Origin of the sequence: Tabrizicola sp., assembly GCF_016792905.1 — a bacterium.
GTDB lineage: Bacteria > Pseudomonadota > Alphaproteobacteria > Rhodobacterales > Rhodobacteraceae > Tabrizicola.
Genome location: NZ_JAEULP010000083.1, coordinates 26,350 through 40,398, shown reverse-complemented (window position 1 = coordinate 40,398; position 14,049 = coordinate 26,350). Strand labels below are relative to the sequence as shown.

Annotated in this window: 17 protein-coding genes; 11 read left to right on the top strand and 6 right to left on the bottom strand. The window is 68.1% G+C overall.

Features of this window, described 5'->3' with window-relative positions:
- Positions 1-380 (bottom strand): YqgE/AlgH family protein (locus JNL31_RS17305; RefSeq protein ID WP_294975982.1); only part of this gene is annotated, 380 nt, incomplete at its 3' end.
- A gap of 140 nt (positions 381-520) precedes the next feature.
- On the opposite strand from JNL31_RS17305, the gene JNL31_RS17300 reads away from it, so the two are divergent.
- The 10 genes from JNL31_RS17300 (at position 521) to plsY (ending at position 7,951) form a co-directional block, all read left to right on the top strand.
- Complete coding sequence (locus tag JNL31_RS17300) at positions 521-1,312, top strand: protein-disulfide reductase DsbD domain-containing protein (protein WP_294975977.1); 792 nt, start codon at positions 521-523, stop codon at positions 1,310-1,312.
- A gap of 53 nt (positions 1,313-1,365) precedes the next feature.
- Entirely contained in the window at positions 1,366-2,163 is a 798-nt protein-coding gene (locus JNL31_RS17295; protein ID WP_294975974.1) for a uracil-DNA glycosylase, read from the top strand.
- Positions 2,163-2,792 (top strand): LysE family translocator, encoded by a 630-nt coding sequence (locus JNL31_RS17290; protein WP_294975972.1) that lies wholly within the window; start codon positions 2,163-2,165, stop codon positions 2,790-2,792. The genes JNL31_RS17295 and JNL31_RS17290 overlap by 1 nt, the downstream gene beginning before the upstream one ends.
- 4 nt (positions 2,793-2,796) lie before the next feature.
- Entirely contained in the window at positions 2,797-3,339 is a 543-nt protein-coding gene (gene moaB / locus JNL31_RS17285; RefSeq protein ID WP_294975969.1) for a molybdenum cofactor biosynthesis protein B, read from the top strand.
- 56 nt (positions 3,340-3,395) lie between these two features.
- Positions 3,396-4,358 carry an aspartate carbamoyltransferase catalytic subunit gene (locus JNL31_RS17280; RefSeq protein ID WP_294975967.1) on the top strand — a complete coding sequence of 321 codons (963 nt, stop codon included), beginning with the start codon at positions 3,396-3,398 and terminating at the stop codon, positions 4,356-4,358.
- Between the two features lie 20 nt (positions 4,359-4,378).
- The gene (locus JNL31_RS17275) at positions 4,379-4,909 is read left to right on the top strand and encodes a hypothetical protein (RefSeq protein WP_294975965.1); all 531 of its coding nucleotides are present in this window, start codon (positions 4,379-4,381) and stop codon (positions 4,907-4,909) included.
- Positions 4,910-5,024: 115 nt separating this feature from the next.
- The gene (locus tag JNL31_RS17270) at positions 5,025-5,468 is read left to right on the top strand and encodes a hypothetical protein (protein ID WP_294975963.1); all 444 of its coding nucleotides are present in this window, start codon (positions 5,025-5,027) and stop codon (positions 5,466-5,468) included.
- On the top strand, positions 5,465-5,992 hold the full coding sequence (locus JNL31_RS17265) for a hypothetical protein (RefSeq protein WP_294975961.1): 528 nt from the start codon (positions 5,465-5,467) through the stop codon (positions 5,990-5,992). Before JNL31_RS17270 ends, JNL31_RS17265 begins: the two co-directional genes overlap by 4 nt.
- A 66-nt stretch (positions 5,993-6,058) precedes the next feature.
- Positions 6,059-7,333: a dihydroorotase gene (gene pyrC, locus JNL31_RS17260; protein ID WP_294975959.1), complete on the top strand. Its 1,275-nt coding sequence runs from the start codon at positions 6,059-6,061 to the stop codon at positions 7,331-7,333.
- A gap of 3 nt (positions 7,334-7,336) precedes the next feature.
- Positions 7,337-7,951, top strand: a complete 615-nt coding sequence (gene plsY / locus JNL31_RS17255; protein ID WP_294975956.1) for a glycerol-3-phosphate 1-O-acyltransferase PlsY — start codon at positions 7,337-7,339, stop codon at positions 7,949-7,951.
- Positions 7,952-8,037: 86 nt separating this feature from the next.
- Here the strand turns inward: plsY and pepT are convergent, their stop codons facing one another.
- From pepT to JNL31_RS17230, 5 genes are all read right to left on the bottom strand, one after another.
- Positions 8,038-9,279, bottom strand: a complete 1,242-nt coding sequence (gene pepT / locus JNL31_RS17250; RefSeq protein WP_294975954.1) for a peptidase T — start codon at positions 9,277-9,279, stop codon at positions 8,038-8,040.
- Between the two features lie 9 nt (positions 9,280-9,288).
- Positions 9,289-10,635, bottom strand: a complete 1,347-nt coding sequence (locus tag JNL31_RS17245; protein WP_294975951.1) for a glutamate--cysteine ligase — start codon at positions 10,633-10,635, stop codon at positions 9,289-9,291.
- 261 nt (positions 10,636-10,896) lie between these two features.
- Positions 10,897-11,448 (bottom strand): hypothetical protein, encoded by a 552-nt coding sequence (locus JNL31_RS17240; protein WP_294975948.1) that lies wholly within the window; start codon positions 11,446-11,448, stop codon positions 10,897-10,899.
- Entirely contained in the window at positions 11,445-12,293 is an 849-nt protein-coding gene (locus tag JNL31_RS17235) for a GNAT family N-acetyltransferase (RefSeq protein WP_294975945.1), read from the bottom strand. The genes JNL31_RS17240 and JNL31_RS17235 overlap by 4 nt, the downstream gene beginning before the upstream one ends.
- Positions 12,290-13,009, bottom strand: coding sequence for a 16S rRNA (uracil(1498)-N(3))-methyltransferase (locus JNL31_RS17230; RefSeq protein ID WP_294975942.1), 720 nt, complete (start codon positions 13,007-13,009; stop codon positions 12,290-12,292). Before JNL31_RS17230 ends, JNL31_RS17235 begins: the two co-directional genes overlap by 4 nt.
- 12 nt (positions 13,010-13,021) lie before the next feature.
- Between JNL31_RS17230 and ubiA the strand changes: the two genes are divergently transcribed.
- A complete protein-coding gene (gene ubiA / locus JNL31_RS17225) occupies positions 13,022-14,020 on the top strand; it encodes a 4-hydroxybenzoate octaprenyltransferase (RefSeq protein WP_294975940.1) in 999 nt (332 codons plus the stop codon).
- Positions 14,021-14,049: the final 29 nt, after the last annotated feature.

Sequence of the window (14,049 nt, the reverse complement as noted above, 5' to 3'; positions counted from 1 at the left end):
CCCAGCGCCAGCAAGGCCTTGCCCGGACCCTCACCCTTCGCCAAAGCCTCCAGGATGTTCACCGTCGCGGTCATCTCCAGCCCGCCCGGCACCTGCATCGTGCCCTCGCCCTCCCGCTCCCAGTCGGCGGAGTGCAGGACGAACCCCCGCCCCCTCTCCACCGGCCCGCCAAAGAGCACCCGGATGTCGCGGCCCGCAGGTCCGAGGGGGATGTTCAGATGCTCCAGAAGCCCGGAAAAGCTTAAATCTTCCAACGGCTTGTTGACGATCAGCCCCATCGCCCCTTCCTCCGAATGGGCACAGATCAGCACGACGCTCCGCTCAAAACGCGGGTCCGCCATCCCCGGCATGGCGATCAGGATCTGTCCGGCAAGGTCCATCGGCACCCCCAAACTCATGCCCCAAACATGGACCCCGAGGCCCCGACCCACAAGTCCCGCGCCGCAGCCATGATGTCACGCTCACAACGCTTCGCCGAAAGGTGATTTCCCAATCCCGCTGGTTTTCCTATGTTCGCCCCATGATCAAAGCCTTCGCCACCCTTGCCCTCCTGGCCTCACCCGCCCTTGCCACGACGCAGGACGATGTCCTTGCGGCCCAGCTAAGGCCCGGATGGCAAATGGAAAATGGCGGTTACATGGCTGCAGTCGAGCTTCAGCTCGCCCCCGGCTGGAAGACTTACTGGCGCAGTCCGGGCGATGCGGGCATCCCGCCGAGCTTCGACTGGTCGGGGTCCGAGAACGTGAAGTCCGTCCGGCTGCACTGGCCCGCGCCCGAGGTGTTCGAGGCGAACGGAATGCAGACCATCGGCTACCACGAACGCCTTGTCCTGCCAGTGGAAATCACCCCGGAGGACCCCTCGCGCCCCGTGCGGCTCTCGCTGGTGATGGCGCTGGGGGTCTGTGATGAAATCTGCCTGCCCGCGATGGTGGAACTGTCCTCCGACCTGACGGCCCCCGGTTCTCCCGATGCCAGCATCAAGGCCGCGCTGCGCGAACAGGCTGCCACGGCGGGCGAGGCCGGGGTGACGGGGGTCGCATGCCAGGTCGACCCGATCAGCGACGGGTTGCGCCTCACCGCCCGCGTCCGGCTCCCCGATCCCGGCCATCCAGAGGTTGTAGCCTTCGAGACTGCAAACCGCGAGGTCTGGGTCGCCGAAGCTGTCACCCAGCGCCAGGGGGGCGAGCTGGTCAGCATGACCGAACTGGTCCCGCCGAACGGCGCGCCCTTCGCGCTCGACCGATCGGGGATCACCCTGACCATCCTCGCCGCCGGCGGCGCCGTCGAGGTCAAGGGCTGCCCGGCGCCCTGAGTACTGCGTCCTGACCGGTTGTGGCCCCCCCGCGCAGGGCCTAGTCTCCGCCCATGGGAATCGCCACCGAAGTCGACACCGAGATCGCTGACGACTGGCATGCCGCCCTCGCCGCCCTGGCCTGGGAGGTCGAGGCGGGCGCGGACGAGGCGATCGGCGATGCCCCGATCAACCGCTACGAACTTGCGACCGAGACTCCCAAGCCACTGGCCGCAAAGCCTTCCTCTCCGCCGCCCACGCCGGATGCGGGTGCCGACCCGGTCGCCGTGGCACAGGCCGCAGCCGCCGACGCCGCGACGCTGGAGGCCCTCCGCGAGGCGATCGCCGGATTTGACCTCTGCGACCTGAAGAAGGGCGCGCGGAACACCGTCTTCGCCGACGGCAACCCGAAGGCCCGGGTCCTGATCCTGGGCGAGGCTCCTGGGGCCGAGGAAGACCGCGAGGGCCGACCCTTCGTCGGTCGCGCCGGGCAGCTTCTCGACCGGATGTTTGCCGCCATCAGCCTGTCGCGCGGCAGTCCCGACGCGGAAAACGCGCTCTACATCACCAACGTGATGCCCTGGCGCCCCCCCGGCAACCGCGACCCCGAACCGGCCGAGATCGCGATGATGCTGCCGTTCGTCCAGCGCCACATCGCGCTGGTCGATCCACTGGTGATCGTCGTCCTGGGGAACACGCCGCTTTTCGCGCTGACCGGGACGAGGGGCATCCTGCGGGCGCGGGGTCACTGGTCGCAAGCCCTTGGAAAACCTCTGCTTCCGATGACCCACCCCGCCTATCTCCTCCGCAACCCTTCGGCCAAGCGCGAGGCCTGGGCCGACCTGCTGTCCCTGCAACAAAGGCTGCGCTGATGCTTCCCGTCGAACCGCTCACCCTCCTCGCCTTCGTCCCTGCTGGCCTCGCGCTGAACCTGACGCCGGGGGCGGACATGATGTTCTGCCTGGGTCAGGGGCTGAAATCCGGGAGGCGGCCCGCGATGGCCGCCAACTTCGGCATCGCGACGGGTGGGATGATCCACACCCTCTTGGCGGCGCTTGGCCTTGGGGCGCTGGTCGCCGCCCATCCGGCGGCGTTCGAGGCGATCCGCTGGCTGGGGGTCGGCTATCTTCTGTGGCTGGCGGTCGCGGCACTGCGCTCCTCGCCCTTCGCTACCGAGGCGCAGGTGACGCCGACCTCGACCGCAAGGGCTTTCTGGCAGGGGCTGATGGTCAACCTGTTGAACCCGAAGGTCATTCTCTTCATCCTCGCCTTCCTGCCGCAATTCGTCGACCCCACCCGCGCGATCCTGCCGCAGTTCCTGACCCTGGGCGTCGTCTTCTCTCTGGGCGGGCTGGTCGTGAACGGTGCTGTGGGTCTGTTCGCCGGGTCCATCGGCCAGCGCGTGGCACGGTCGGCGGGGCTATCCCGATGGCTTAGCCGGATCAGCGCCACGATCTTCGGCGCGCTGGCCCTGCGGCTCGCGCTGATGCCCCGGAGCTGAGCCCATGTCCCGCATCGATGATTCCCTTCCCTTCCACCCGGTCCGCATCGCCGTCCTGACCGTGAGCGACAGCCGCACGGTGGCGACGGACAAGTCCGGCGACACACTGGTCGAGCGGCTTGTCGAGGCCGGGCATGTCTTGGCCGACCGCGGCATCGTCCCCGACGACCGCCCCGCCATCGTCACCCGGTTGAAAGGCTGGATCGCCGATCCTGCCGTAGACGTGATCCTGACCACCGGCGGCACCGGCCTCACCGGCCGCGACGTCACGGTGGAGGCGCACCGCGAAGTCTACGAGAAGGAGATCGAGGCCTTCGGTACCGTATTCACCGTGGTTTCCATGCAGAAGATCGGCACCTCCGCCGTTCAGAGCCGGGCGACCGGAGGTGTCGCCGGAGGAACCTATCTCTTTGCCCTCCCCGGCTCTCCCGGCGCCTGCCGCGATGCCTGGGACGAGATCCTGAAGCCCCAGCTCGACAGCCGCCACCGCCCCTGCAACTTCGTCGAGATCATGCCCCGTCTGGAAGAACATCTGCGGCGGAAGTAGGTTGCCGCCCTCCCCCGGCTTTGCGATAGAGGGGGAAAGAGGACAAGGGGACAGACATGGCCTTCCGCGCCCGCCACCTGCTGGGGATCGAACAGCTTGCGCCCCTGGAGATCACCACCGTCCTCGACCTGGCCGAGCGCTATGTCGACCTGAACCGCCGCACCGTGAAACAGTCCGACGTGCTGGCCGGGATGACGCAGATCAACCTCTTCTTCGAGAATTCGACCCGAACGCAGTCGTCTTTCGAACTGGCCGGGAAACGGCTCGGGGCGGACGTGATGAACATGTCGGTGGCGAATTCTTCGGTAAAGAAGGGCGAGACCCTGATCGACACCGCGATGACGCTGAACGCGATGCACCCGGACCTGCTCGTCGTGCGGCACGGGGCTTCGGGCGCGGTGAACCTGTTGGCGCAGAAGGTGGATTGCGCCGTCCTGAACGCGGGCGACGGGCGGCACGAGCACCCGACGCAGGCGCTTCTCGACGCCCTCACCATCCGCCGCGCCAAGGGCCGCATCCAGCGCCTGACCATCGCCATCTGCGGCGACATTGCCCATTCCCGCGTCGCACGGTCGAACCTGATCCTGCTCGGCAAGATGGAAAACCGCCTGCGCCTGATCGCGCCCCCCACCTTGATGCCCTCGGGCGTCGAGGACTTCGGCTGCGAGCTTTTCGACGACATGCGCGAGGGGCTGAAGGGCGCGGACGTGGTGATGATGCTGCGGCTGCAGAAGGAACGGATGGACGGCGGCTTCATCCCGTCCGAGCGGGAATACTACCACCGCTACGGTCTCGACGCCGAGAAGCTGGCGGCCGCCAGCCCCGAGGCCATCGTCATGCACCCCGGCCCGATGAACCGGGGGGTGGAGATCGACGGCGATCTTGCCGACGACATCAACCGGAGCGTGATCCAGGATCAGGTTGAGATGGGGGTGGCCGTGCGGATGGCCTGCATGGACCTCCTGGCGCGGAACCTGCGGGCGGAACGGGGGCGGAAGATCGTGGGGGCGATGGTGTGACGCCCGGCTGGCAGGGTCGCTTGCGCCCTGGCGAAACCGTCCTCTGGGAAGGCACCCCCGTTCCCGGTCTGCACCAGCGCGGCAAGGCGATCTTCCTGATGTGTTTCGGCCTCCCCTTCCTGACCATCGGCCTGGCGCTCTTCTTCTACGGCCTGCATCGGCTGACCCAGGCCCCCACCACCTCGGACGCAGGGCTCGCGCTCTTCCTCACCGCCTTCGCCCTGCCCTTCGGCGGCTTGGGCGCCTTCCTTGTCTTCGGCCCGCTGGTCGAGGCGCGCACCGCAAGCCGCGACATCCGCTATGCGTTGACCACCCGCGCCGCCTATATCGCCCGCAGCGGTCGCTTCCCCAGCCTGAAGGTCTACCCCATTCTCCCCTCCACCGCGCTGGAGCTGGAGCCCGGCACGCGCGCGGGCACCGTCTGGCTGCACGCCCGGCTGGAACGCGACTCGGACGGCGATCTCGGCACGACGAAAGCGGGCTTTGAAAACATCGCCGAGGGTGAGAAGGTGTTCCTTCTGATCCGCGAGTTGCAGGGCAAGGCCGAATGACCCCCGACCCCGACCGCAAGCCCACCAGGGAGGAGATGCGCCAGGGCGGCATGGTGGCCGTGGCGGTTCTCGTCTTCATCGCGCTCTTCACCACCCTCATCGTCTGGATCGCCTGATGGCCCGGATCGAACCCGACAGCATCCTGGCCCGAACCGTCCCCCTGCAGGACGGCGAGAGGGTGGTGGCCGAATTCAGGGCCGACCGGCTGGCCTATTGGCGCAGCCACCTGATCCTTGCCGTGGTTCTGGGTACCGCCGCCGGGCTGATCCTGATCTTGCTCGGCAATCCCTACCCCGTTGCCGGGCCTTTCGGCGCCGTCCTCGCCATCGGCGCGCGCGCGGCCTTCCTTGCGCCGGAGGCTATGGGCGATGTCTGGCGGCTGACCGACCACCGGCTTCTCGGACCCGGTGCGCGGGCCATTCCGCTTGCGCAGCTGGCCTCGGCCAAGGTCTTTCTGGGGGCCGTCCAGATCACCACCTCGACCGGCGACCGGCACCTGATCAAGTATCTGGCCGATCCCGCCGCCGCTGCCACCGGCATCATGGAGAGCCGCCGATGACCCAGCTGACCATCCCCGCCCATGACCGCACCGGCGTCCGCGTCTTCTCGGCGGCGCTGACGCCCGAGGAGATGCAGCGTGACAAAGCCACGCTTGTTGCCCAGTTGCTCGGCGATGCGAACCTCGACCCCGCCTTTGTCGAGCTGTTCGATATGGCTGACCTCACCAACCTCCATCTTGCGGGCTACCTTGCCGAGGGCCTCGGCGTCCCCGATGCCGCGCTCGCCGCCGACCGTCCGCGGCTGGACGCCCTGCGGGGGCCGGTCCTGATCCTTCTGTCGAAGGCGCTGCACGGGCGCGAAGCCACCCTGACGCTCGATCCCCGCTTGACGCTGGTCGGCACCTATGCCGAGGACCGTTCCCCGGTGCATTTCGAGCCGCTGCCCACAACGGCAGCGCAGGGCATCCTGAACCCGGTGCTGCCGCCCGACGCCACGCCGCAGCGGCCTGGCTCGGCCCTGCTGCTTCTCGGAGCGGCGCTCGCGCTTGTGGCGCTGGTCGCGCTCTGGCTGGCCCTGCGATAGGCGGGTTCCGGTGGACAAGCCCCTCGCGCCGTCGCATATCGGGCCAGCCCTTCGGACGAGCCACCCATGACCACACTGCACTTCGCCAATGCCCGCCTGATCGACCCCGAGGCCGGGACGGATGTTCCGGGCACTCTCACGGTGAAGGGCGGGGCGATCCTGTCGCGCGACGAAAAAGTACCCAAGGGCGCGGTGGTGGTCGACTGCGGCGGCAAATGCCTTGCCCCCGGCATCGTCGACTGGGGCGTCAAGATCGGCGAGCCGGGCGAGCGGCACCGCGAAAGCTTCCGCTCGGCAGGGCTTGCGGCTGCCGCGGGCGGCGTGACGACGATCATCGCCCGCCCCGATACCAACCCCGCCATCGACACGCCCGAGACGCTGGAGTTCGTCACCCGCCGCGCCAGTGAGGCCCCGGTCCGCATCCGCCACATGGCCGCCCTGACCAAGGCCCGCGACGGCCGCGAGATGACCGAGATCGGCTTCCTGCGCGATGCGGGCGCGATTGCGTTCTCCGATGTGTTCCGGGTCTCGACCGAGGCCAAGGCCATCACCCGCGCCATGGCCTATGCAAAGTCGCTGGGCGCGCTGGTCGTCGGTCATCCGCAGGACCCCGGGCTGTCCTCGGGCGCGTCGGCGACCTCGGGCAAGTTCGCCAGCCTGCGCGGCATCCCGGCCGTGTCGCCGATGGCCGAGCGCATGGGGCTGGAGCGTGACCTGGCGCTGGTCGAGATGACAGGCGTGCGCTACCACGCCGACCAGATCACCACGGCCAGGGCTCTGCCTGCGCTGGCCCGGGCCAAGGCCACGGGGCTGGACGTGACGGCGGGCACCTCGATCCACCATCTGACGCTGAACGAATTCGACGTCGGCGACTACCGGACCTTCTTCAAGTTCACCCCGCCGCTGCGCTCGGAACAGGACCGGCTTGCCATCGTCGCGGCGGTCGCGGACGGGACCATCGACGTGATCTCTTCGCTACACACCCCCGCCGACGAGGAATCGAAGCGCCTGCCCTTCGAGGATGCCGCTGCCGGTGCCGTCGCCCTGGAAACCTTCCTGCCCGCCGCAATGCGCCTCTACCATGCCGGACACCTCGACCTGCCCGCGCTGTTCCGGGCCATGGCGCTGAATCCGGCCAATCGGCTGGGCCTGCCGCAGGGACGGCTGGCCCTGAAGGCTCCTGCCGACCTCATCCTTTTCGACCCTGATGCCCCCTTCCTGCTCGACCGCTTCAAGCTCAGGTCCAAGTCGAAGAACACCCCGTTTGACGGCGCGCGGATGGAGGGTAAGGTGCTGGCGACCTGGGTCGGCGGGGCCCAGGTCTTTGCGGCGGAAGAGTGAGACATGCCTGACTTCGTGACTTCGCAAGGGATGCTCCTCGTGACCGCCGTGCTGGGCTATCTTCTGGGCTCGATCCCCTTCGGCATCCTCGTCACCCGGACGATGGGGCTGGGCGACCTGCGCTCCATCGGGTCGGGCAACATCGGCGCGACCAATGTCTTGCGGACCGGAAACAAGGGCGCCGCGCTGGCCACCTTGCTTCTGGACGGCGGAAAGGGGGCGGTGGCGGTGCTCATGGCCCGCTGGCTGTTCGGCGGCGAGGACGCGGCGCAGGTCGCGGGGCTCGCGGCTTTCCTGGGACATCTCTTTCCGGTCTGGCTGGGGTTCCGGGGCGGAAAGGGCGTGGCAACCTTCCTCGGGATCTTCCTCGCGCTCGACTGGCGGGTGGGGATTGCGCTCTGCCTGACCTGGCTGGTTACGGCGATCGTGACCCGGTATTCCTCGATCGCGGCGCTGATTGCGGCCGCGAGTGCGGGACTTTGGATCCTGTGGTTGACGGACGCGACCCTTCTGGTCCTTGCGCTGGTCCTGACCCTGCTGGTCTATGTCCGGCATTCGGCGAACCTGACCCGGCTGAAGGCGGGGACCGAGCCAAGGATCGGGCAGAAGAAGACCTGACCGTCCACGGGGGACAGGTTTCACCGATCTAGCAAGATCAATGGCTTGCTTGTGGACCTTTACCGTATCGCAACCAAGCTGCGGCGCTATCCCGGCTGGGCCGCCTTCTCGACCAGCCGCAGCACGACGCGGGTCGCAAGCGCCATGTCCTGCACCGAAATCCATTCGCGCGGACCGTGCAGTTCCTGCATGCCGGTGAAGACGTTCGGACAGGGCACGCCCATTTCGGTCAACCGCGAGCCGTCGGTCCCGCCACGGATCGGCACCGACTTCGGCTCGACCCCAAGATCGCGGCAGGCGCCGTGCGCCAGCTCGACCGGGGCCATGTCCTTCTCCAGCCAGTAGCGCATGTTGCGATACTGCGGCTTGATCTCGCAGGTGATCTTCGCGCGCGGTTCGGTCGCCGCGACCGTCTCGCAGACCTGCCGCAGCAGCGCACCCTTGGCGGCCAGCCCGTCCAGTTCAAAGTCACGCAGGATGAAGCGCAGCTGGCAGTCCGCCGCCGTGCCGCGCATCTCGTAGATCATGAGGAAGCCCTCGCGCTCCTCGGTCGTCTCCGGTGTCAGGCGCACTTGCGGCAGGGTGGCGATGATCTTCGCACCAAGGTGCAGCGCGTTCACCAGCTTGTCCTTGGCGGTGCCGGGGTGGACCGAGACGCCCTCGATCCGCACAACCGCCCCGTCGGCGGAAAAGCTTTCATATTCGATCTCGCCCACTGCGCCACCGTCGAGCGTATAGGCGAAGTCGGCGGCAATGTCCCCGGCGAGCCGCGGATCGACCCCGCGCCCGATTTCCTCGTCCGGGGTGAAAGCGATGCGGAGCTTCCCGTGTGCGATGTCGGGGTTGGCAATCAGGTGCCGCGCCGTCGCCATGATGACCGCCACCCCGGACTTGTCATCAGCGCCCAGCAGCGTGGTGCCCGAGGCGGTGACGATATCATGCCCCAGCCGCGTACCGAGATAGGGCGAGACTTCGGGCGACAGTTCCAGGTCGGGCGCATCGGGAAAGCGGATCGGCCCGCCGTTGTAGCCCCGGATCACCCGTGGCTTGACGCCGGTGGCGTTGAAGGCGGGCGCGGTGTCGACATGGGCCAGCAGGCCGATGGTTGGCCCGTTGGCCGTCGCCGGAACAGTGGCAAGGACGGTGCCATAGTCGGTGAGCGTCACCTCCTCGGCCCCGATCCCGCGCAGTTCCTCGACCAGAAGGTTCAGCAGGTCGAACTGCCGCGCGGTACTGGGGGCGGTCTTGCTGTCTTCGTCACTCTGGGTGTCGATGGTGCAGTAGCGGATGAGACGCTCTTCCAGCTCGCGGTCGAAATCGGTGCGCATGATCGGTCCTTAAAGCGAGGAAGCCTCGTAGAGCGGGGCCAGGCTGTGACCCCAGGCGCCGTTGTAGAGGTCGAGCCACTTGTCCGCCTGCACCTTTCCGGTCTTCAGGCTTTCCACCAGCGGCAGAAGCTGCGCTTCCTCGCCCAGGCCACGGGCGACCAGCCCGGCGTGCGACAGGCCCACGGCGGCGCGGGCAAGGTCGAGGAGCTTGACCCCTCCGGCTTCGCCTTGAAGGGCCGAGACAGAGGCCGCGACGCGCAGCCCTTCGCGGGTCTCGGCGTCGATGCCCTTCACCAGGTCCCAGGCGGCATCAAGGGCGGCCTGGTCATACATGAGCCCGACCCAGAAGGCGGGCAGCGCCGCGATATGCGCCTGATCGCCGCAATCGGCACCGCGCATCTCGATGAACTTCTTCGCCCGCGCCTCGGGGAAGACGGTGGTCATGTGGTCGGCCCAGTCGGACAGCGTGGGCTTTTCCCCCGGCAAAGCGGGAAGCTTGCCCGCCAGGAAATCGCGGAACGACTGGCCGAGCGCGTCGATGTACCGGCCGTCGCGGTAGACGAAATACATCGGCACATCGAGCACCCAGTCGACATAGGCCTGGAAGCCCATGCCCTGCTGGAAGGCGAAGGGCAGCATCCCGGTCCGGCTGTCGTCAAGGCCGCGCCAGATGCGGCTCCGCCAGCTGCGGTGGCCGTTCAGCTTGCCCTCGAAGAACGGCGAGGAGGCGAAAAGCGCGGTGGCGACGGGTTGCAGGGCGAGTGCCACGCGAAGCTTCTGCACGAAGTCCGCTTCGGAACCGTAGTCGAGGTTCACCTGCACGGTGCAGGTCCGGTACATCATCTGCGTGCCGTGGGTGCCCACGCGGCCCATGTAGTCGGTCATCAGCCGATAGCGGCCCTTGGGCATGACCGGCATCTGGTCGTGGGTCCATTCGGGGGCCGCACCGATGCCCATGAACTTCACCCCCATCGGGTCGGCGATGGAGCGGACCTCGTCGAGATGGTCTTGCAGTTCCGCCCCGACGTCCAGTGTCGAGGTCAGCGGCGCCCCGGACAGCTCGAACTGCCCGCCAGGCTCCAGGCTGATGTTGGCCCCGTTGCGGGTGAGGCCGATCACGTTCTCGCCCTCGCGCAGGGGCGCCCAGCCGTAGCGGGCTTCAAGCAGGGCGAAAATCGCGGAGATGGAGCGGTCGCCGGCGTAGGGGAGCGGCTGACGCGTGTCGGTGAGCCAGCCGAATTTCTCGTGCTCGGCCCCGATCCGCCAGTCTTCCTTGGGCTTGCAGCCGGATTCCATGTAGGCGGCGAGCTGGTCGAAGCTTTCGATCGGTCCGCCGCCGGACTGAGGGATGGACATGGGACGGGCTCCGGGACTTCGCTGGTTGGCCTTGGCTCCGGCCTTGGAAACCGGATGGCAAGACGTGTCGTGCGGCGGGAGGCAAGTCAAGGGGGGTCGCGGAGGGCGGCGGGGGTGTCCACGGTGGACAGAAAATTCGATGCCCTGTTTTCAACAGGTTGCGCGTGGCCGTTATAGATCTGTTAGGATTTGAACAGGAGAATTGTCGGCTTTGCGGAGCGTCACACAGCGGTCACGGTCCAGGAATATTCGCGAAGCCTTTCAGACCGAGACGATGCCCGCACCTTTCCTTGCCCAGATCAGGCGATCGACTTCGGCCAGCGCGATCACCTTGCTGTCGGACGGAGGGGCGTCGGACCCAAGTGCCGCGACCAGCGCGGCCATGTCGATGCCCGGAAGTGCTGCGAAGGCGTCGAACAATGCTTCGGCCCCGTCGGATTCCACCGGGATATGCAGAAGCTGGCCATCGGCCTGTTTCAGCTTCCAGATGCGGCGGCCGCGGAGGGTGAGGAGGCGGATTTCGGTCAGCTCCGGCAGGCCGACGAAGCCGCCAACGCGGGGGCCGAAATAGGCGATCTGCGCTTCGGTGACGCGGACGATGCCGGGGGCCTCGCCCTCTTGCTGGAAGCGGAGGCGGCGCCAGGTGGTCAGCGCCCAGCCCGCGCCCATCGCGACAAGCGCGAGGCCGAGGGGCGTGAGGAGGTAGCCGCCCTGCCATGCCGTCCAGCCGCCGAAAAGGGCAAGGGCAAGGGCCGTCAGCAGCTCGGCATTGCGGCGGGCAGCGGCGAGGAGGTCCGGGCGGATCAGGCTCATGCTTCGATCCGGGCGGGGGTGGCGAGCAGGAACAGGGTGAAGGGTTTGGCGGGCTGGAAGCCGATCGCGCGATAGGCCCGGGCCGCGGCGTCGGAGGCGGCGAAAAGCACGGCCCGGATGACGCCGGAGGCGCGCGCCTCGGCCAGATGCAGGGCGACGGCACGGCGGGCATAGCCTTTCCCGCGCAGTTCGGGCGGGGTGTAGACGCCGCCGACCTGAACGATTTCCGGCAGGGTGGCGTTGAAGCCGGTCATCGCGACGGGTGTCCCGTGATCGAGGAGAAGGCGGTGGCTGTCGTTTGCAAGGTAGCTCGCGAGTTCGGCTTCGGCGCGAATTCGGGCGGAGGTGCCGGTCTGACCAAGGACTTCGCCGACATAGGCCTCGCGCCAATCGGAGAGGAGGGGCAGGTCGTCCGGGACGATCGGGCGGAGCGCGGTGCCGGGACGGTCGGGAATTGCCAGACGGGTCAGGTCCAGCGTGAGGCCGGGCTCGTCGCGGTTGGTATTGGCAGGCAGGCCGTCGAGGCCGAGGGCGTTCAGAATGGGTCGCGCCGAGGCGGCGGGGCCGACGGCCCCGGTGACTTTCAGGCCGTGGAGGGTGGCCTTCAGGCCAGAGAGGTCGGGGATGCCGTCGAGGAGCGGCAGAAGAATCCCGGCGCGCGTCAGGGCAATGAGGCTGTCGCCCGTGCGCCAGAGGCGGATCGCGTGGTCGTGCGGGCCGGGAAAGTCGCCCTTGGCAAGGTCGTGGTCACGCAGGTTCACCAACGGAAACATCGCCTCGGTGATGCGGGCGGTGAGGAGGGCCTCGATCTGGGCGCGATCCTCGGGCCCCTGTTCGCGGATCATCGCCAGTCCCCGCAGGCGGCCTGCCAGAGGGTGAGGGCGGCGACAGCGGCCGTGTCGGCGCGCAGGATGCGGGGGCCGAGGGAGAGGGGGATCACGTTCGCCTTGCCGCGCAATCTGGCGGCTTCCTCGGCAGAGAAGCCGCCCTCGGGGCCGATCAGGATGGCGGCGGGGCCTGTTGCGGGGGCAATGCTGGCGGGCTGGCCGAGGGCAGTTTCGTCGCACCAGTAGAGGCGGCGGTCGTCGGGCCATTTCGTCAGCAGCTTGTCGAGGTGCTGGAGGTCTGTCACCCCGGGAACATAGGTCGCGCCGCATTGCTCGGCGGCCTCGATCGCATGGGCCTGCAGGCGGTCCTGCCGGATGCGTTCGGAATTGGTGTGGCGGGTCTGGACGGGAAGGATGCGGGCGGCGCCAAGCTCCACCGCCTTTTCGACGATGAAATCGGTGCGGGCCTTCTTGATCGGAGCGAAGAGGAGCCAGAGGTCGGGCGGAAGGTGGAGGGGCCTGGTTTGCGTGTCGGGAAGGGCGATGGCGCCGCGTTTCCCGGCCTCGGCCAGCGTCGCGCGCCATTCGCCGTCGCGTCCGTTGAAGATCAGGATGGCGGCTCCGGCGGTCAGACGCATGACGCCGGTCAGGTAGTGCGCCTGGTCGGGCGACAGGCGCACGGCTTGCCCCGGGGCAAGCGGCTGATCTACATAGAGCCTGATCTTCGCATCCATGAGCCGGACCCTATGTCGCAAGTGCCCGAAACGCCAGAGGCCGCCCCCGAGGACACCCTTGCGACCGTCCCGGCGGGACAGGTGGCGGATGCGCCGAAGGCGAACTGGGTGGACCGGTATGCGCCGACGATGACGCGGCCCTACCTGCGGTTGAGCCGGGCAGACCGGCCGATCGGCACCTGGCTCCTGCTGATCCCCTGTCTCTGGGCAACTGCGCTGGCGGGGGGCGTGGGCGGGTTCCGGGGGTGGGACCTGTGGCTTGCGGTCTCGTGCGGGGTCGGGGCCTTCCTGATGCGGGGGGCGGGCTGCACCTGGAACGACATCACCGACCGCGAGATCGACGCGCAGGTGGCGCGAACCCGGTCGCGGCCCTTGCCCTCGGGTCAGGTGACGGTGACGGCAGCGCTGGTCTGGATGGCGGTGCAGGCGGCTCTCGCGGCGGTGATCCTGCTCAGCTACAACTGGCTGGCGGTGGGGCTCGGGGTCGCCTCGCTGGGGCTGGTCGCGATCTACCCCTTCGCCAAGCGCTTCACCTGGTGGCCGCAGGTCTTCCTTGGGCTGGCGTTCAACTGGGGCGCGCTTCTGGCCTGGGCGGCCCATGCGGGCGAGGTTCCGCCCGCGGCGCTGGCGCTTTACCTGGGCGGGATCGCCTGGACGCTCTATTACGACACGATCTATGCCTATCAGGACATCGAGGATGACGCGCTGATCGGGGTGAAGTCGACGGCGCGGCTGTTCGGCGACCAGAGCCGGGCCTGGCTCTGGGGCTTCTTCGGGCTGACGCTGGTCTTCTTCGCCCTTGCCGTGGTGCTGGCCCATGCGGGCGCGCACCGGCCGCTGGCCTTCGTGGTGGCGCTGGCGGGGGTCTGGGCAATGGGGCTGCACATGGGCTGGCAGATGCGGCAACTGGACCTGGACGACCCGGCCTCGTGCAGGACGACCTTCTGGTCGAACCGCGACGCGGGGCTGATCCCCGTGCCGTTTCTTGCCGTCGCTGCATGGCTTGGTTGAACCCGGACGCGCGAACCCCTAAGCACTTG